The following is an 18,055-nucleotide window of genomic DNA, read 5'->3' on the forward strand; positions in this document are numbered from 1 at the left end:
CTTGTCCGATTCTTGTGCCTGTTCCTGCGTAAACAACGGCGAAGGCGTCGATGTCGGTCGCGATCCCTAGACTGATGAACCGTGAGCCCCGCAACCACAACTCGGTCCAGCACGTCCACCGCTTCAGCCGGCACCACCGGCAAGGCGGACGATCGCCCTCTCTTGATGCTTCTCGACGGGCATTCGTTGGCGTTTCGCGCCTTCTACGCGCTGCCTGCAGAGAACTTCAAGACACACAGTGGGCAGGCCACCAACGCGGTGTACGGCTTCACGTCGATGTTGATCAATCTTCTTCGCGACGAACAGCCGACCCACTTGGCTGCGGCCTTCGACGTGTCGCGTCAGACGTTTCGCGCCGACCTGTTCCCTGAATACAAGGCGCAGCGTGCGAAGGCTCCGGACGAATTCAAGGGCCAGATCGACATCACCAAGGACGTTCTCGGCGCGCTGGGCATCCCGGTCATGGCCGAGGAAGGTTTCGAAGCCGACGACGTGATTGCCACGTTGACCACGCAGGCGGAGGCCCTCGGATACCGAGTTCTCGTCGTGACCGGCGACCGCGACTCGCTGCAGCTGGTGACCGACAACGTCACTGTGCTCTACCCGAAGAAGGGCGTCTCGGAGCTCACCCGATTCACGCCGACGGCCGTCGAGGAGAAGTACAGCCTCACTCCGTCGCAGTATCCGGATTTTGCTGCCCTGCGCGGCGACCCGAGTGACAACCTCCCCGGTATCCCAGGCGTCGGCGAGAAGACCGCCACCAAGTGGATCCGTGAGTACGGTGACCTGCAGGGACTGGTGGACAACGTGGACAAGGTCCGTGGCAAGGTGGGCGACTCACTACGCGAGAACCTTGCAAACGTCCTGCTCAATCGCCAGCTGACCGAAATGGTTCGCGACGTTCCTTTGCCGTACACGCCCGAGCAGTTGGTGTTGGCTCCGTGGGACCGCGAGAAGATTCATGCGTTGTTCGACGATCTCGAGTTCAAGGTTCTCCGCGATCGACTGTTCGCGACCCTGTCGTCGTCCGAACCCGAAGCCGAAGAGGGCTTCGAGGTCAGCGGCGACGCACTCGCCCCGGGTGCGGTTGCGGCATGGCTCGACGCTCACGCGCGAACCGGTGATCGTCACGGCGTGACTGTGCTCGGAACCAGAACTCCGTTTGCCGGTGACGTCACTGCACTCGCGATCGCGGCCTCCGACGGCGAATGCGCATACATCGCGACATCGACGGCGACGCCGGAAGATGAAGCGGCTCTCGGTGATTGGCTTGCGGACGCATCGCAGCCGAAGGCGCTGCACGAAGCCAAGTGGGCGATCCACGCTCTGCGTGGGCGTGGTTGGACGCTCGGCGGACTGACCAGCGACACCGCTCTGGCCGCGTACCTCGTCCGGCCAGGCCAGCGCACCTTCAATCTCGATGATCTGTCCCTGCGCTACCTCAAGCGTGAACTTCGTGCCGAAACCTCCGGCCAGGAACAGCTTTCACTTCTCGACGACACCGAACAGCTTGATGCCGAAGCGGCCGAGACCGCGATGCTCAGCGCTCAGGCCGTTCTCGACTTGGCAGCTGCGTTGGATACCGAGTTGGAGTCGATCGAGTCCAAGTCGCTCCTCTCCGACATGGAACTGCCGTTGACGATCGAGCTCGCGCAGATCGAGGCCACCGGCATCGCCGTCGACAGCGCGCATCTGCACGATCTGCAGAGTCGTTTCGCGTCCCAGGTCGCCGACGCCGCAAACTCCGCGTACGAGGTGATCGACAAGCAGATCAACCTGGGTTCGCCGAAGCAGCTGCAGGTGGTCTTGTTCGAAGAACTCGACATGCCCAAGACCAAGAAGACGAAAACTGGCTACACCACCGACGCCGAGGCGCTGCAGGGTCTGTTCGACAAGACGGGACACCCGTTCCTCGAACACCTTCTCGCGCACCGTGATGCGACGCGTATGAAGGTGACCGTCGACGGTCTTCTCAAGGCCGTGGCCGAAGACGGTCGCATCCACACGACGTTCAACCAGACGGTTGCCGCGACCGGACGGCTGTCGTCGACCGATCCGAACCTGCAGAACATCCCGGTCCGCAATGATGCGGGGCGCGAGATTCGCGACGGATTTGTGGTCGGGCAGGGGTTCGACGTTCTGCTCACTGCCGATTACAGCCAGATCGAAATGCGCATCATGGCGCACGTCTCAGGCGACGAGGGACTGATCGAGGCATTCAACACCGGTGAGGACCTGCACAGCTTTGTCGGCTCACGTGCATTCGGTGTTCCGATCGAAGAGGTCACTCCTGAACTGCGTCGCCGGGTCAAAGCGATGTCCTACGGTCTGGCCTACGGATTGAGCGCTTACGGATTGGCGTCGCAGCTGAAGATTTCGACCGAAGAAGCGAAGCAGCAGATGGATGCGTACTTCGCTCGTTTCGGCGGTGTGCGGGATTACCTCCACGCAGTGGTCGAGCAAGCGCGTAAGGACGGTTACACCTCGACTCTCTACGGGCGACGTCGGTATCTGCCCGATCTCAACAGTGACAACCGTCAGCGTCGTGAGGTGGCCGAACGTGCTGCCTTGAACGCGCCGATCCAGGGCACGGCGGCCGACATCATCAAGGTCGCGATGATCAACGTGCAGAAGGCTCTCGCCGACGCCGGATTGAAGTCGCGCATGCTGTTGCAGGTTCACGACGAATTGGTGCTCGAAGTGGTTGCCTCCGAGTTGGAGGAGGTCACTGCGTTGGTCAGGGACAAGATGGCCACAGCCATCGAGTTGTCGGTACCGCTGGATGTTTCGGTGGGAACTGGTCGAAGCTGGGACAGCGCGGCCCACTGAGTCGGCAACAAATAGGGCTGGCTACGAAAAAGGCTGGGCCGGAATCGAATGCGATTCCGGCCCAGCCTTCTTTCGCTACTCAGCAGAGGCGGTCTGCTCTGCGATCTGCTTGCGGACCTCGTCCATGTCGAGTGCCTTGACCTGAGTCACCAGCTCTTCGAGCTGAGCGGCAGGAAGTGCGCCGGCCTGGTTGAACACGAGAACGCCTTCGCGGAAGGCCATGATCGTGGGGATGGAGCGGATGTTGGCGGCCGCTGCGATTCCCTGCTCGGCTTCGGTGTCCACCTTGGCGTGAACGACGTCGCTGTGCTTCTCGGAGGAGGCTTCGAACGTCGGCGCGAACTGGCGGCACGGGCCGCACCATGAAGCCCAGAAGTCCACGAGGACGACGTCGCTGCCGTTGATCGTTTCGTCGAAGTTCTGCTGGGTGAGTGTCTGGGTGGCCACGGGGGTCCTTTCCATTGTGCGGGCTGTTGGTGTGTGCAACGCCCCGGAACCGCTGATTCTTCCCTGAGTGGATTTCAGCTTGCGTTCTCGGCCGCCCGAAACGTCCGGCGGTACGCCTGGGGCGTGGTGCAACGCAGGCGAATGAAGTGCTGGCGGAGCACGGCACCGCCGCCGAATCCGACACGTTCTGCGATGACGTCGACGGAGAGGTCCGAATTCTCGAGTAGTTGCTGGGCGGCCAGTACTCGCTGATCGCTGAGCCAACGCGCGGGGGTTGTCCCTGTTTCCGCTTGGAAACGGCGCGCAAAGGTGCGAGCGGACATGTTCGCTCGCGCTGCAACCATGCCGACAGTGAGGTCGACGGCGAGATTCTCCGTCATCCAGTCGAGGAGTGGGGCAAGAGTTGCGCTCGGCGTCGAGGTGAGGGGAGTGGCGACGTACTGAGCCTGACCGCCGTCACGATGCGGCGGTACCACCATCCTTCTCGCGATGCCGTTGGCCACGCGAGAGCCCTGTTCCTTGCGGACGATGTGCAAGCAAAGATCGATTCCTGCTGCGGTGCCGGCGCTGGTGAACACCGGATCTTCGTCCACGTACAGCACGTCCGGATCGACCTTGGCTTCCGGATACGTCTGGGCCAGCCTTTCGGCGTGACGCCAATGCGTCGTGCATCGCTTCCCATCCAGCAGTCCCGCCGCCCCGAGGACAAACGCGCCGGTGCACAGGCTTGCCACCTTGGCGCCCCGTGCCACCGCCTCACGGAGTTTGACCAGCAGGGGATCGACACTCGAGTCGGGACTCGGCGAGCACATATACGCGTCGCCTGCGTCGTAGGTGCCGCCGGCAGAAACGACGATGAGATCGGCGTCATCGAGAGAGTCGAGGTTGTACGGAACATCGATGTTGTAGCCGAAGCGTGTTCGGATCGGGCCCGGAACTGCGGCGATCAGAGAGAAGTCGTACGTCGGGAGGCCGTCGTCGGATCGGTCGAAGCCGAATACTTCACATGCCACGCCGAGTTCGAACGCCTCGGTCATCGGCATCAGTGGGACCACCACTTTCGCGAGCATCTTTCGAGTGTGACAGAAAAACGACAAAATGGCAGAAAAACGACCATGTCTGGCTTTTCTGCCACTGTTGAAGGGCGCGGCCTTGCGTCAGGCTGGACACATGGCAATCATCGTCATCAGTCTCCTGGTCCTCCTGGTCCTGAACGTATTAGCTCTTGCCGGCCGTACGCCCGACACCCGTCACGACGTCAGTCCTCATGGAGACTTCACTCTGTGAGGGTGAGTCTGGCTTTTCAATACACCGGAGCTGCGGTGGTGTGGGGAGCCAGTTTCCTCTTCATGAAGATCGGGCTCGAGGGTCTGTCCTTCACTCAGGTAGTTTTGTGGCGCTTGGTCTTCGGCGCTTTCGCGCTGGTTCTCGTGTCAGCGGTGAGTCGGATCGGCATACCGAGGGACTTTCGCGTCTGGAAACACTTGGCGTTTCTCGCAGCGACGCAATGCATCGTGCCGTGGCTGCTGTTCAGTTGGGCCGAGCAGAGCATGTCTTCCGGACTCGCGAGTATCTACAACGCCACCACACCATTGATGACTATGGCTGTCTCGCTTGCCTTTCTGCCGGGTGAGACGCTGACGCGATACAAGTCGCTGGGGTTGCTGCTCGGATTCGCCGGAGTGCTGATCGTATTGGCGCCGTGGAATCTCGGCGTCGGCGGAAGTCCCGGCGCTCAGATGGCCTGCCTGGGAGCGACTGCGTCGTACGGGATTTCGTTTGTCTACCTCAGGCGCTTCGTGCTTCCGCTCGGGATCGACACCCGTACGGTCGCGCTATTGCAGATCAGTATCGGTGCACTCGTGATGGTTCTTGCCTCTCCGGTCATCGCGAACACGCCGATGCACCTGACGCCGGCAGTTGTCCTGTCGATGATCGCGCTAGGCGCACTGGGGACTGGGCTCACGTTCATCTGGAACACCAATGTGGTTCAAGGGTGGGGGCCGACTGCAGCGTCGACTGTCACCTACCTCAGCCCAGTAGTGGGCGTCGCGCTCGGGGCAATAGTGTTGGACGAGAGGGTCGGCTGGAATCAACCGGTTGGGACACTCGCGGTGATCGCGGGGATCCTGGTGACCCGACGAGCAACCCCATCTGTCACAGCCGCGGCGTCAGCAACCATTCCGTCTTCTGTTCGCCGTCCCAGCGCCTGATCGCTCCGCTGCGCCCGTGAATCACGTCGGTGCCGACCAGAGCGATGGCCTCACCCAGACGTGCAGGTTCGACGCGGCGGGCGAGCGTCACATGCGGAGTCCACCCGCCAGGCTCGACATGGGCGGGTAGCGCAGTTGATCCGACTGTTGCTTTGGCTATTTCTCGGTGCAGGTGAAGGAGCGCGCGCGAAGGAATGACCGAGCGAGCCAAGACCATCTGCTTGCCGCCGAATACGACGTAGCCACCCAGTCGGACTTCGAAGTCCGGGGCCGAGAAGCGTCGCTTCAACAGTTCGTCGATCTCGACGGGGATCTCGCGGGCGACGAACAGCGTGATGTGCGGGCGGTTGGACGGGCTGTGATGGGAGGCCTGACTTGGAAATCCGGCGTCGGCGAGAAGCTGCCATTGCGCGCGGACTGCCGACTCACTCACCGGATCGAGGAGCAATTCCACCGACTGGACCATGGTGAGCAATGATTGCCTGATGACAGGTGCGAGCGCAATCGGTACGCCGGCCATGCGGCTGGGACTCATGCACGGCGACGGAATCGGCCACGAAATCGTCCCGGCGACGCGGCAGATCGTGGATGCGGCGTTGTCAGCGGTTCATGCGCCGCCCGTGGAGTGGGTCGAGCTTCCGCTCGGGAGCTCGGCCATCGACAGCCACGGCACACCGATTCCCGACGAGACCATCGATGCGTTGGGACAGCTGCAGGGTTGGATACTCGGACCGCACGACAGTGTGTCCTATCCAGAGAGGTTTAGCGGACAACTCACACCCGGCGGCGTCATCCGGAAGAAGTTCGAGTTGTTCGCGAACATCCGACCGGCGGCAGCGTTCCCCGGCGTGAAGGCGATGGTCCCCGACATGGATCTGGTGATCGTCCGCGAGAACACCGAGGGGTTGTACGCGGACCGGAACATGGCAGTCGGCAGCGGCGAATTCATGCCGACGCCCGACATCGCATTGGCAGTCGGTGTGTTCACCCGCGCCGCGTGTGAACGGATCGCACGCACTGCCTTCGCGTTGGCGTCGCGTCGGCGCAATCACGTCACGATCGTCCACAAGGCCAACGTCCTCACGCTGACCACCGGCCTCTTCCGCGACGCCTGCCGAACCGTCGGCGCAGAGTTCCCACACGTAGTCGTCGACGACGAGCACGTCGACGCGATGGCGGCGCACCTGGTTCGACGCGGCGGCGACTTCGACGTCGTAGTGACCGAAAACATGTTCGGCGACATATTGTCCGATCTGGCGGGTGAGCTGTCTGGTTCACTCGGAACTGCCCCGTCGATCAACGCTTCCGAGAAGCAGGTCATGGCTCAGGCCGCGCACGGTGCAGCACCCGACATCGCCGGCAAGAATCGGGCGAACCCAACGGCACTGTTCCTCTCGAGCGCGATGATGCTCGACTGGCTCGGTGACGCGCGGGGAGATCGGTTGTTGTCTGCGGCGGCACGCCGCATTTCAGACGCGGTTCGCACGACCATCGCGTCGGGTATCGCGACCGCCGACCTCGGCGGTTTGGCATCGACCAGCGAATTTTCCGAAGTCGTGTACGCACACACTCTGCGTCGCTGATTCTTGTACGACAGGCCGGAATCTTGCGAAGTCGGCGACGGTGGAACTCCTGCCGTAACCTACCGTTCGACTGAATTTCGGATGGACGTTGCAAGTGCGGCGATCGACGAGTGGAGAGCAGAGTCGTGGTCGGTGAAAACGCACGGGCACCAAGGCCACGTGGCTGGGGTAGTGCCGCTGGTAGTGGCGGGGGCATACGCGCCAACGTGGTGCGAGTCCTGTTGGTGGGCTTGATCGTCGCTCTGTGCGGTGGGTGCGTCACCAACAACGAGGGTCTCGTTCCAGAAGGACCTCCCCTGAATGTCCAGAAGGTTCCAGAGATCGCTGCTCTCCTGCCGCCCAAGGTAACGGAGTCGGGCAAGCTACAGGTCGGCGTCAACATTCCGTACGCGCCAAACGAATTCAAAGATGAGAATGGCAAAATCGTCGGCTTCGACGTCGACGTCATGAACGCAGTGGCGACTGTGCTCGGGGTCGAAGCTGTCTTCAACCAGGCCGACTTCGACAAGATCATCCCCGCTATCCAGTCGGGAAGCTACGACCTCGGCATGTCTTCGTTCACCGACTCCAAGGAGCGTGAGAAGACGGTCGACTTCGTCACTTACTACAGCGCGGGTATCCAGTGGGCGCAACGGCCGGACAAGCCCGTCGATCCGAACAACGCGTGCGGGCTTCGGGTTGCGGTGCAGACCACGACCACCGAGGACATCGACGAGGTGCCTGCCAAGAGCGAGGCATGCGTGGCCGAGGGCAAGCCCCCGATCGACAAGATCAAGTACGACAGCCAGGACGACGCGGCCAACGCGCTGATTCTCGGTCGAGTGGACGCGCTGTCCGCTGATTCGCCAGTGACCGGCTATGCGATCAAACGGAGTAAGGGGCGGATGGAAGCTGCGGGAGAACCCTTTGATTCGGCGCCCTACGGCTGGCCGATCGTGAAGGGTTCCGCCCTTGGACCCGCCCTGCAACAGGCAATGCAGTACCTGATCGACAACGGCGTCTATCAACAGATCGCGCAGACCTGGAGTGTTGAGGCCGGCGTCATCGAAGTATCCAAGATCAACGGCGCGGAGAGCTGATGAACATGACAACAACTGAGACCGGCGATCCGGTGCCGATCAAGGCGATCCCACTACGTAGACCTGGTCGTTGGATTGCCGCGGTCGTCGTCGTGGTCCTCTTTGGACTGTTCGTTTACGGCGCGGCGACCAACGAAGCCTTTGCATGGGGGACTTACGGTCAGTATCTGTTCGACAAACGGATCTCCGCTGGTGCGTGGACAACGATCCAGCTGACGGTGCTGGCAATGGTGATCGCGATCGTCCTCGGTGTGATCTTGGCAGTCATGCGACTGTCTCCCAACCCGGTGCTTCGCGCCGCGGCCTGGGGCTATCTGTGGATCTTTCGCGGAACCCCCGTCTACGTGCAGTTGGTCTTCTGGGGCCTGTTCCCGTCGATATACAAGAGCATCGATCTCGGTATTCCCTTCGTGCATCAGTTTGCGCACATCAATCTCCAGGACCTGCAAGCAGCGTTTCTGTTTGCGGTGATCGGTTTGGCATTGAACGAGGCTGCATACATGGCCGAGATCGTCCGTGCCGGCGTGAGTTCGGTCAATGAGGGCCAGACCGAAGCATCCGTTGCATTGGGTATGACGTGGAGTCAGACGATGCGCCGAACCGTTCTACCGCAGGCGATGCGCGTCATCATTCCGCCGACCGGTAACGAAGTCATCAGCATGCTCAAGACCACCTCGCTCGTGACGGCGGTCCCTTACAGCTTCGAGTTGTACGGTCGAGCGCGCGATATCTCGGGCGCCAACTTCGAGCCGATTCCCCTGTTGATGGTGGCGGCAACGTGGTACCTCGCAATCACGAGTCTGCTCATGATCGGGCAGTACTACGTCGAGCGTCACTATTCGAAGGGCGCAACCCGGGCGCTGACCACGCGCCAGCTTCAGGCACTGGCCGACGCGCAGGGAAAAGCTACGGTAGTGGAAACGCTTCCGGATACCCCCGGAGGAGAACGCAAATGACACCCATGGTGAAAGCAGACCGAGTTTGTAAGAACTTCGGCGCACTGGAGGTCCTGAAAGGGATTTCGCTCGAAATCGACCCTGGCCAAGTTCTGTGCCTTGTCGGACCGTCCGGGTCGGGCAAGTCGACGTTCTTGCGCTGTATCAATCACCTCGAGCAGGTCAACGCCGGCCGTCTGTACGTCGACGGCGACCTGGTGGGCTACTCGGAGAAGAACGGCAAGCTGTACGAACTCCACCCGCGAGCAGCGGCCAAACAACGCCGCGACATCGGGATGGTGTTTCAGCACTTCAACCTGTTCCCGCACCGCACCGCTCTCGAGAACATCATCGAAGCGCCGACGCAGGTCAAGCGCGTCAGCAAGAAGAAGGCCGTCGAACGAGCGAAGGACCTCCTCGATCAGGTCGGGTTGAGCGCCAAAGCCAACGCGTACCCGGCCCAGTTGTCTGGCGGTCAGCAGCAAAGAGTTGCCATCGCCCGCGCTCTCGCGATGGACCCGAAGCTCATGCTGTTCGACGAGCCGACGTCCGCGCTCGACCCCGAACTTGTCGGTGAAGTTCTCACCGTGATGAAGCAATTGGCCAAAGAAGGCATGACGATGGTGGTCGTCACCCACGAGATGGGTTTCGCCCGCGAGGTCGCAGACCAGTTGGTGTTCATGGACGGGGGAGTTGTGGTCGAGGCAGGCGAGCCGCGGGAACTCCTGGCCAATCCGCAGCACGATCGGACCAAGGCGTTCCTGTCGAAGCTGCTGTAGCCGTCAGGGTTTGACGGCGCTGAAAATTGCAGTGCCCGGAAAGAGTTGGCCGCGGAGGGGACTCCACTGTCCCCATTCGCGGTCCAACCACTCCGGCCATTCGGGCTCGATGATGTCGCGGATCTGAAGTCCGGCCGCGACGATCTCACGAACCCGGTCTCCGATGGTTCGGTGATGCTCGACGTAGGTGGGGACTCCGTTGTCGTCGACCTCGACATACGGGGTGCGGTCGAAGTAGGGGAGGGTCGCGGTCAAGCCCTTCGGCCCGGGATCGTCGGGGAAGATCCATCGGATCGGATGGTTGACGGCAAAGACCCACGATCCGCCGGGACGCAGAACCCGGGCGACCTCGTTCATCACTCGCTGCGAATCGGCAACGAACGGGACGGCGCCGAACGCGGAACAGACGATGTCGAAACTCTCGTCGGCAAACGGCAGGAGTTCCGCACTTGCCTGAATCAACGGGACTGCCGGTCCGCCGACATTCATCGCGTCCTGCCCGCGGGCGAGCATCCCCATAGAGATGTCGAGACCGACGGCCCGAGCACCATGTCCTGCGAGCCATCGGGCACACGGCGCCGAGCCGCAACCCACTTCCAATATGTCTTTGTCGACTATGTCGCCGAGCAAGTGGTGATCGCCCTCGTGCAGCCCTTCGGGGCACCAGACGAATTCACCTTCCGCGCTGTTCACGCCCAGAAACTCGCCGTGGGTTCGGTGGTAATCGTCGGCGTCGGCGTCCCACCACGCACGGCTGGCGCGGTCGCTGGCACTCGAATCGACACGGACCCGGCCGACACCGCTGGTACCGAGAATGGAATTGGCGGCGGCATGGCGCTCGTCAGACATGAACAACACAGTAGAACGGGTGACTCGGCCGCAGGGTACCCGGGTTTGCCCGGCAAGATAGCCGACGCGTAGTCTTACCCACGCGAGTGTCTGTCATCCGACCGATTGTCTATACGAGATCTTTACCAAGGTCTCGGAATCAGTCGGACCGAGGGAGCTCGCGGTGCGCTTCCGCGGTGTGGAATGTGATCCGGTATTCGGTTGTTCGTTATTGATGCAGCTGGGTACTTCGATCTAGTACTTCACAAAAGTACTTCCAACATTTGTACGCCACAGTTGCGCATCTCGTCCGACAAAATCCATCAACCGACCACAACTCGTCCGGAGCAATTCAACATATGCCCTCCACAACCGTCACCTCGCCGCAGGTTGCCATTAACGACATTGGCTCCGCCGAGGACTTCCTCGCCGCCATCGATGCCACGATCAAGTACTTCAACGATGGTGACATCGTCGAAGGAACCATCGTCAAGGTCGACCGCGACGAGGTTCTGCTCGACATCGGTTACAAGACCGAAGGCGTCATCCCTTCTCGTGAGCTCTCCATCAAGCACGACGTCGACCCCAATGAGGTCGTCTCCGTGGGAGATGCGGTCGAGGCTCTCGTCCTCACCAAGGAGGACAAAGAAGGTCGACTGATCCTGTCGAAGAAGCGCGCTCAGTACGAGCGTGCCTGGGGCACCATCGAGGAGCTCAAGGAGAAGGACGAGGCCGTCAAGGGCACCGTCATCGAGGTCGTCAAGGGCGGCCTCATCCTTGACATCGGTCTTCGTGGCTTCCTCCCCGCTTCGCTCGTCGAAATGCGTCGCGTCCGCGACCTCCAGCCGTACGTCGGCAAGGAGATCGAGGCCAAGATCATCGAGCTCGACAAGAACCGCAACAACGTGGTCCTGTCGCGCCGCGCATGGCTCGAGCAGACTCAGTCCGAGGTTCGCAGCGAATTCCTGCACCAGCTCCAGAAGGGCCAGGTCCGCAAGGGCGTCGTGTCCTCCATCGTCAACTTCGGTGCATTCGTGGACCTGGGCGGCGTAGACGGTCTGGTTCACGTTTCCGAGCTGTCTTGGAAGCACATCGATCACCCGTCCGAGGTTGTCGAGGTCGGCACCGAGGTCACCGTCGAGGTTCTCGACGTCGACCTGGACCGCGAGCGCGTCTCCCTGTCGCTCAAGGCAACGCAGGAAGATCCGTGGCGTCAGTTCGCCCGTACGCACGCCATCGGTCAGATCGTGCCCGGCAAGGTCACGAAGCTGGTTCCGTTCGGTGCATTCGTGCGCGTCGAAGAGGGAATCGAAGGCCTCGTTCACATCTCGGAGCTCGCTGAGCGCCACGTCGAGGTTCCGGACCAGGTTGTCGGCGTCGGCGACGATGCACTCGTCAAGGTCATCGACATCGACCTCGAGCGTCGTCGTATCTCGCTGTCGCTGAAGCAGGCCAACGAGGATTACAACGCCGAGTTCGATCCGTCCAAGTACGGCATGGCCGACTCGTACGACGACCAGGGCAACTACATCTTCCCCGAGGGCTTCGATCCCGAGACCAACGAATGGCTCGAGGGCTTCGACAAGCAGCGTGAAGAGTGGGAGAACCGCTACGCCGAGGCTGAGCGTCGCCACAAGATGCACACCACTCAGATGGAGAAGACCGCTGCAGACGAGGCCGCTGAAGCTGCCACCGCTGCTGCCGGCTACTCCTCGGAGACGGCTGCTGCAGACGACACCGAGGCTCCGGCTGCTGCCGGCTCCGCTCCGGCCGAGTCTGCTGGCGGATCGCTTGCCAGCGATGCACAGCTCGCCGCACTTCGCGAGAAGCTGTCGGGCAACGCATAAGGATTACCGCTTGATCTGATCAAGCGAGATCTGTGAAGATCCCCGCCCCTGCACTTGCAGGGGCGGGGTTCTTTCTCTGTCAGGTATCACGTGCCGGCCCAAGATTCAGTGAGTGAACACAAAAAATGACCGGCACCGAATGGTTGCCGGTCATTTTGTATTTGGTGTAGAGAACTCAGTTTGCGGGAGCAGGCACCCAATAGGTGGCGGTCGCTTCGGCTGTGCGCTTTCGCATCGACGCGAAGCTGTGTCGGCCTTGGCTCACGAGCATCGTGAACCACGTACGACGGTGCTCTGCCAGGGCAAAAGCAACTTCGGGAAACTCTATGCAGTGCACGCCATTCGGCATTCCGAGGCGGTGCTGACCGTGATGGTCGCGATCTGCTCGCATGGCGTCCACTTTCTCGAGAAGGTGCAGGTACAGGTGCGTTCGCTAGAACATAACCGCACGGTCACCGAAATTGTGGTATTTGAGCCTCGAAGGTCTCGGCGTGTTCGATCTGTAGGCGTGTCTGAATCTCTCGGGCGCGGAGATGAGAGACTGTCGAGTGTGTTGAGAGTAGGCCTCACTGGAGGCATCGGAGCCGGTAAGTCGACAGTGTCGAAAATCCTCAGCGAACTGGGAGCCGTCATCGTCGATGCCGACCTGATCGCCCGAGAAGTGGTCGAGCCCGGTACTCCTGGACTTGCCGCTCTGGTCGATGCATTCGGCGAGGGGATTCTGTCCGAGGACGGCAGCCTCAACCGCCCCGCGTTGGCGTCGTTGGCGTTTGCCGACGACACGTCACGCGGAACTCTGAACGGCATCCTCCACCCACTGATCGGTGCGCGGACGATGGAGCAGATCTCGTCCGCGCCGTCGGATGCAGTGCTCGTTCAAGACATTCCGCTCTTGGTCGAGGGTTCCATGGCGCCGGCATTCAACCTGGTCGTCATCGTCTACGTCGACGAGGAGGAGCGAGTTCGACGCCTGGTGGGCTCACGCGGTATGCCGGAATCCGACGCGCGTGCGCGCATCGCAGCGCAGGCAAGTGACGATCAGCGTCGTGCTGTTGCCGACGTGTGGCTCGACAACAGCGGCGAGCCGGGTTCACTTGACGGCGTGGTCCACGACCTGTGGGCGAATCGACTTGTTCCCTTCGAGAAGAACCTCCGCGAGGGCACGGTGGTGCGCGCGCTTCCCGAGCTGACTCCAGCTGACCCGTCGTGGCCGGCGCAGGCGGAACGAATCATCGGCCGGTTGTCACTGGTGGCCGGTGACCGCGCGTGCCGTATCGATCACATCGGATCGACCGCAGTGCCTGGTCTCGATGCCAAGGACGTGATCGACATTCAGATCACTGTCGAGCACCTCGGCGTTGCAGACGACCTCGCGCAGGATCTGGCCGCTGCTGGGTTCCCCCGGATCGAGCACATCGTCGCTGACGACCCGAAGCCGTCATACCTCGGTGGCGAGACCGATCCGGCGGTGTGGGCGAAGCGAATTCACGGCAGCGCCGATCCAGGGCGCCGCGCGAACATACACATTCGGGTGGACGGTTGGCCGGGTCAGCAGTTTGCGATCCTCTTTCGTGACTGGCTTCGTGCCGACGCCTCGGCGCGTGCCGAGTACGCCGAACTCAAGGTCAAGGCGGCTGCGAGGGCTGCCGGCATCGACGACTACGCCTCGGCGATCGACGCCTATCTGGGGGTCAAGACCCCGTGGTTCGACGCCGCATTCCACCGGGCGTGGGAATGGGCCGAGAAATCAGGCTGGTCCCTCTAACGGCTCAGCGCCACGTGACCGGCATGCCCAACGAGCCCAGCCATGCGTCGAGGTTGTGACCGTGGGTGGCGATACCGTCGATGGCTCGGGCAGCGTTCAGCATTGCGCGCTCGGACGTCTTCGGGTCCAGGATTCCGGCGGTGTTTGCCTCGAGCAACTCGTCGACGTCGAGCAATTCGATGCTGTGCCCGGTCTGCACGATCAGGTCAAGGTAGTGGTCCTCAGATGTCCAGACCTGCTCGCTGCGAGTGAAGTCACCGATGTCGACATAGTAATCCCAGTCTCGGACGTGTTCCGGGGTGAAGTGCAGGATCGACGCCCGAATTCCGAGTTCGGGAATGATCCACGACTCCAGGTAGTGAAACCGGGGATGGTCGGCGTGGCGCGCCATGTACAGCCCCCATGGTTCCTCGCGGTACTGCTCGACCGGGCGAATGAAACCCTTGGGATCGACGTTGGTGCGAGCTGCGATGTCGAAGGTTTCGACCTTCGGTCGGTGAATGTGGGGACGTTCCTCGCTCATGGTCGATGAACCTACCGCCGAACTGCATTTTCGGCTGAACGCGGACGAGCAGGCATTGTGTCGGTAGGTGCGCTTACCCTGGTTTCATGGCGTTTGCTTCCGAACATCCCGTGGTCGCGCATTCCGAGTTTCGGCCGGTTGGTGACATCGAGCGCTCAGACGCGCGCTTCGAGGTCGTCAGCCCGTACGAACCGGCTGGCGATCAGCCGGCGGCCATCGCCGAACTGGAAAAACGGATCAACGAGGGGGAGAAGGACGTTGTCCTCCTTGGTGCGACCGGTACCGGCAAGTCGGCCACGACTGCGTGGTTGATCGAAAAGCTGCAACGCCCGGCTCTGGTGATGGCCCCGAACAAGACCTTGGCGGCTCAGCTCGCGAACGAGTTGCGGGAAATGCTCCCCAACAATGCGGTCGAGTACTTCGTCTCGTACTACGACTACTACCAACCCGAGGCGTACATCGCCCAGACCGACACCTACATCGAGAAGGATTCGTCGGTCAACGACGACGTGGAGCGGCTGCGCCACTCAGCGACGTCCAGCCTTCTCTCACGACGGGACGTGGTCGTGGTGGCCTCGGTGTCGTGCATCTACGGCCTCGGTACACCGCAGTCGTACCTCGATCGCTCGATTCAGCTCGACGTCGGTGTCGAGGTGCCGCGCGATGCGTTCCTGCGTCTACTCGTCGACGTTCAGTACAACCGCAACGACATGGCGTTCACACGAGGTTCGTTCCGCGTGCGCGGCGACACGGTCGAGATCATTCCGTCCTACGAAGAGTTGGCGGTACGCATCGAATTCTTCGGTGACGAGATCGAAGCGCTGTACTACCTGCATCCACTGACCGGAGACATCGTTCGTCAGGTCGACACGGTCCGTATCTTTCCGGCGACGCACTACGTCGCCGGCCCTGAACGCATGGAGCGTGCGGCCAAGGACATCGAGGCAGAACTCGAAGAGCGGCTCGCCGAACTCGAGGGCAAGGGCAAGCTTCTCGAAGCTCAGCGTCTGCGCATGCGAACGCAGTACGACCTCGAGATGATCAAGCAGGTCGGGTTCTGCTCCGGCATCGAGAACTACTCGCGCCACATCGACGGCCGAGGTCCAGGAACTGCCCCCGCAACCCTGATCGACTATTTCCCCGAAGATTTCCTTCTGGTCATCGACGAGTCGCACGTGACCGTTCCGCAGATCGGCGCCATGTACGAAGGCGATATGTCGCGCAAGCGCAACCTGGTCGAATTCGGATTCCGGCTACCGTCGGCAACCGACAACCGCCCTCTGACTTGGGAAGAATTCAGTAAGCGGATCGGTCAGACCGTCTACCTGTCGGCAACCCCCGGCAAGTACGAGTTGGGTCAGTCCGGCGGTGAGTTCGTCGAGCAGGTGATTCGCCCGACCGGATTGATCGATCCCGAGGTCATCGTCAAACCCACCAAGGGGCAGATCGACGATCTCGTTCACGAGATCCGTGAGCGCGCCGAACGCGACGAGCGTGTGCTGGTCACGACTCTGACCAAGAAGATGTCGGAAGACCTGACCGACTACCTTCTCGAACTCGGTATTCGCGTCCGGTATCTGCACTCGGATATCGATACTCTCCGGCGAGTCGAGCTGCTCCGACAGCTCCGCCTGGGGGAGTACGACGTGCTGGTCGGCATCAACCTGCTGCGTGAGGGACTCGACCTTCCCGAGGTGTCGCTGGTCGCGATCCTCGATGCCGACAAGGAAGGCTTCCTCCGTAGCTCCACCAGCCTCATTCAGACGATTGGTCGAGCGGCTCGAAATGTGTCCGGCCAAGTACACATGTATGCGGACAAGATCACCGCATCCATGGCGCAGGCGATCGAGGAAACCGAGCGGCGGCGCGAGAAGCAGGTCGCCTACAACGAGAAGATGGGTGTCGACCCACAACCGCTACGCAAGAAGATCGCGGACATCCTCGATCAGGTGTACGAGGAGGCAGAGGACACTGCGGCGTCCGTGGACGTCGGTGGTTCGGGTCGCAACGCGACGCGTGGTCGGCGTGCGCAGGGTGAGGCCGGTCGCGCGGTCAGTGCCGGTGTGTACGAGGGGCGCGACACCAAGTCGATGCCTCGCGCCGAATTGGCGGATCTGGTCAAGGAACTCACCGATCAGATGATGAATGCTGCACGCGACCTTCAGTTCGAGTTGGCTGGGCGATTGCGAGACGAAATATCGGATTTGAAGAAGGAGCTTCGAGGGATGGACGCCGCGGGCCTCAAGTAGGTCGCCTCGCGTACGTTCGTGCTCGCGCCCGCTACGGTTTCAGGTATGGATGCACAGAATGCAGGCAAGACCGCGCGGACTCTCGAACTTCTTCACTCGCTGGCGTACTTCGTGCCGGAGACGGAGAAGGAACTTGTCGGCGTCGGGTTGGAGCCTGGCCGAATGGTGTACTTCGCGGGGCGGTCAGCGCCGCTCGGCGCTCCACCCGCGACTGTCGTCACGGCCACCTTCTTCAACTTCAATCCTGAATTGATCGCCAGTGTCATTCCGCGTGCCTGGGAATTGGCAAGGGCCACAGAGGTTGTCGCGGCGCGGTATCGAGCAATCGACGCGGCGTACGTCCGCCTGTTCGGTGCAGACGTGACAGGATCGGCGGACATGGCCGAGGCCGCCGAACTCGTGTCGATCGCTGCCCAGAACATTCCCGGAGTGGACGGCCGTCCGCTGTACGCGGGTTGGGCGTCGCTCGACTGGCCGACTGAACCGCACCTGCGTTTCTGGCATGCGCTCACACTGCTGCGTGAGTATCGCGGCGACGGCCACATTGCGGCCCTTCAGACCGCGGGATTGAACGGACTGGACGCGTTGATCACGCACACAGCCACGGGAATCGGGTTTCAGCGTAAGTTCGCACAGACTCGCCGCGGGTGGTCGCAGGAACAGTGGGACGAGGCAGTGGAGAGCCTGAAGGATCGCGAACTGCTCGACCGTTCGTCCGGTGCGCTGACCGAGGACGGGCAGGAACTGCGCGACGTCGTCGAAGACCTGACGGACGACCTTGCCCTGGCCCCGTGGGATGCGCTCGGAGACGAAGGTGCCAAGCGATTGCTGGAATTGGCGTCGCCATGGCGTGCTGGCCTGGTCGAGCAGGAAGTTTTCCCGGCGGCGCTGTTCGGGCCTCGCTTCGGCAAACTTCGCTGATCGGTCACTGTAGGACAAATTTTCCTGTAACTGATGATCACATTCACTGTGAGCTTG

16 protein-coding genes are annotated in these 18,055 nt (G+C 61.7%); 10 read left to right on the top strand and 6 right to left on the bottom strand.

Annotated features, from left to right (window positions below):
- Positions 1 to 81: 81 nt before the first annotated feature.
- Entirely contained in the window at positions 82 to 2,829 is a 2,748-nt protein-coding gene (gene polA / locus R4P65_RS28190) for a DNA polymerase I (RefSeq protein ID WP_317828958.1), read from the top strand.
- A 75-nt stretch (positions 2,830 to 2,904) separates the two neighbouring features.
- On the opposite strand, the gene trxA is transcribed toward polA, so the two are convergent.
- Both trxA and R4P65_RS28200 read right to left on the bottom strand, forming a co-directional pair.
- Positions 2,905 to 3,276, bottom strand: coding sequence for a thioredoxin (gene trxA / locus R4P65_RS28195; RefSeq protein WP_214890358.1), 372 nt, complete (start codon positions 3,274 to 3,276; stop codon positions 2,905 to 2,907).
- Positions 3,277 to 3,350: 74 nt separating this feature from the next.
- The gene (locus tag R4P65_RS28200; RefSeq protein ID WP_317828959.1) at positions 3,351 to 4,346 is read right to left on the bottom strand and encodes a helix-turn-helix domain-containing protein; all 996 of its coding nucleotides are present in this window, start codon (positions 4,344 to 4,346) and stop codon (positions 3,351 to 3,353) included.
- Between the two features lie 213 nt (positions 4,347 to 4,559).
- Between R4P65_RS28200 and R4P65_RS28205 the strand changes: the two genes are divergently transcribed.
- Positions 4,560 to 5,489, top strand: a complete 930-nt coding sequence (locus R4P65_RS28205; protein ID WP_317828960.1) for a DMT family transporter — start codon at positions 4,560 to 4,562, stop codon at positions 5,487 to 5,489.
- Here R4P65_RS28205 and R4P65_RS28210 read toward each other — a convergent pair.
- Positions 5,434 to 6,009 (bottom strand): 2'-5' RNA ligase family protein, encoded by a 576-nt coding sequence (locus R4P65_RS28210; RefSeq protein WP_317828961.1) that lies wholly within the window; start codon positions 6,007 to 6,009, stop codon positions 5,434 to 5,436. The genes R4P65_RS28205 and R4P65_RS28210 overlap by 56 nt on opposite strands.
- Between R4P65_RS28210 and R4P65_RS28215 the strand changes: the two genes are divergently transcribed.
- The 4 genes from R4P65_RS28215 (at position 5,975) to R4P65_RS28230 (ending at position 9,865) form a co-directional block, all read left to right on the top strand.
- A complete protein-coding gene (locus R4P65_RS28215) occupies positions 5,975 to 7,072 on the top strand; it encodes an isocitrate/isopropylmalate dehydrogenase family protein (protein ID WP_317828962.1) in 1,098 nt (365 codons plus the stop codon). The genes R4P65_RS28210 and R4P65_RS28215 overlap by 35 nt on opposite strands.
- Before the next feature lie 206 nt (positions 7,073 to 7,278).
- A complete protein-coding gene (locus R4P65_RS28220) occupies positions 7,279 to 8,151 on the top strand; it encodes an ABC transporter substrate-binding protein (RefSeq protein WP_317828963.1) in 873 nt (290 codons plus the stop codon).
- Positions 8,151 to 9,107 (top strand): amino acid ABC transporter permease, encoded by a 957-nt coding sequence (locus tag R4P65_RS28225; protein WP_019748635.1) that lies wholly within the window; start codon positions 8,151 to 8,153, stop codon positions 9,105 to 9,107. Before R4P65_RS28220 ends, R4P65_RS28225 begins: the two co-directional genes overlap by 1 nt.
- Positions 9,104 to 9,865 carry an amino acid ABC transporter ATP-binding protein gene (locus tag R4P65_RS28230; protein WP_019748634.1) on the top strand — a complete coding sequence of 254 codons (762 nt, stop codon included), beginning with the start codon at positions 9,104 to 9,106 and terminating at the stop codon, positions 9,863 to 9,865. Before R4P65_RS28225 ends, R4P65_RS28230 begins: the two co-directional genes overlap by 4 nt.
- A 3-nt stretch (positions 9,866 to 9,868) precedes the next feature.
- Here the strand turns inward: R4P65_RS28230 and R4P65_RS28235 are convergent, their stop codons facing one another.
- On the bottom strand, positions 9,869 to 10,714 hold the full coding sequence (locus tag R4P65_RS28235) for a class I SAM-dependent methyltransferase (protein WP_317828964.1): 846 nt from the start codon (positions 10,712 to 10,714) through the stop codon (positions 9,869 to 9,871).
- A gap of 338 nt (positions 10,715 to 11,052) precedes the next feature.
- Here R4P65_RS28235 and rpsA point away from each other — a divergent pair, with 338 nt between their 5' ends.
- Entirely contained in the window at positions 11,053 to 12,540 is a 1,488-nt protein-coding gene (rpsA, locus tag R4P65_RS28240; RefSeq protein ID WP_230813265.1) for a 30S ribosomal protein S1, read from the top strand.
- A gap of 175 nt (positions 12,541 to 12,715) precedes the next feature.
- Here the strand turns inward: rpsA and R4P65_RS28245 are convergent, their stop codons facing one another.
- Complete coding sequence (locus tag R4P65_RS28245; RefSeq protein ID WP_003944056.1) at positions 12,716 to 12,931, bottom strand: hypothetical protein; 216 nt, start codon at positions 12,929 to 12,931, stop codon at positions 12,716 to 12,718.
- A gap of 159 nt (positions 12,932 to 13,090) precedes the next feature.
- Between R4P65_RS28245 and coaE the strand changes: the two genes are divergently transcribed.
- Entirely contained in the window at positions 13,091 to 14,305 is a 1,215-nt protein-coding gene (coaE, locus tag R4P65_RS28250) for a dephospho-CoA kinase (RefSeq protein WP_317828965.1), read from the top strand.
- A gap of 4 nt (positions 14,306 to 14,309) precedes the next feature.
- Here coaE and R4P65_RS28255 read toward each other — a convergent pair whose 3' ends face one another.
- On the bottom strand, positions 14,310 to 14,828 hold the full coding sequence (locus tag R4P65_RS28255) for a DUF402 domain-containing protein (RefSeq protein WP_317828966.1): 519 nt from the start codon (positions 14,826 to 14,828) through the stop codon (positions 14,310 to 14,312).
- 86 nt (positions 14,829 to 14,914) lie between these two features.
- Between R4P65_RS28255 and uvrB the strand changes: the two genes are divergently transcribed.
- Positions 14,915 to 17,077, top strand: a complete 2,163-nt coding sequence (gene uvrB / locus R4P65_RS28260) for an excinuclease ABC subunit UvrB (RefSeq protein WP_019748629.1) — start codon at positions 14,915 to 14,917, stop codon at positions 17,075 to 17,077.
- Positions 17,078 to 17,122: 45 nt separating this feature from the next.
- Positions 17,123 to 17,998 carry an SCO6745 family protein gene (locus R4P65_RS28265; RefSeq protein ID WP_317828967.1) on the top strand — a complete coding sequence of 292 codons (876 nt, stop codon included), beginning with the start codon at positions 17,123 to 17,125 and terminating at the stop codon, positions 17,996 to 17,998.
- The last annotated feature ends 57 nt before the right edge of the window (positions 17,999 to 18,055 follow it).

Origin of the sequence: Rhodococcus sp. IEGM 1318, from assembly GCF_033142465.1 — a bacterium.
Classification (GTDB): Bacteria; Actinomycetota; Actinomycetes; order Mycobacteriales; family Mycobacteriaceae; genus Rhodococcus_F; species Rhodococcus_F qingshengii_B.

Excerpts from the sequence above, each read along its gene's own strand:
- R4P65_RS28225 (WP_019748635.1), top strand. The coding sequence starts at position 8,151 with ATGAACATGACAACAACTGAGACCGGCGATCCGGTGCCGATCAAGGCG.
- R4P65_RS28265 (WP_317828967.1), top strand. The coding sequence starts at position 17,123 with ATGGATGCACAGAATGCAGGCAAGACCGCGCGGACTCTCGAACTTCTT.
- R4P65_RS28255 (WP_317828966.1), bottom strand. The coding sequence starts at position 14,828 with ATGAGCGAGGAACGTCCCCACATTCACCGACCGAAGGTCGAAACCTTC.
- R4P65_RS28235 (WP_317828964.1), bottom strand. The coding sequence starts at position 10,714 with ATGTCTGACGAGCGCCATGCCGCCGCCAATTCCATTCTCGGTACCAGC.
- R4P65_RS28245 (WP_003944056.1), bottom strand. The coding sequence starts at position 12,931 with ATGCGAGCAGATCGCGACCATCACGGTCAGCACCGCCTCGGAATGCCG.
- R4P65_RS28230 (WP_019748634.1), top strand. The coding sequence starts at position 9,104 with ATGACACCCATGGTGAAAGCAGACCGAGTTTGTAAGAACTTCGGCGCA.
- uvrB (WP_019748629.1), top strand. The coding sequence starts at position 14,915 with ATGGCGTTTGCTTCCGAACATCCCGTGGTCGCGCATTCCGAGTTTCGG.
- R4P65_RS28210 (WP_317828961.1), bottom strand. The coding sequence starts at position 6,009 with ATGGCCGGCGTACCGATTGCGCTCGCACCTGTCATCAGGCAATCATTG.
- R4P65_RS28200 (WP_317828959.1), bottom strand. The coding sequence starts at position 4,346 with ATGCTCGCGAAAGTGGTGGTCCCACTGATGCCGATGACCGAGGCGTTC.
- R4P65_RS28215 (WP_317828962.1), top strand. The coding sequence starts at position 5,975 with ATGACAGGTGCGAGCGCAATCGGTACGCCGGCCATGCGGCTGGGACTC.
- rpsA (WP_230813265.1), top strand. The coding sequence starts at position 11,053 with ATGCCCTCCACAACCGTCACCTCGCCGCAGGTTGCCATTAACGACATT.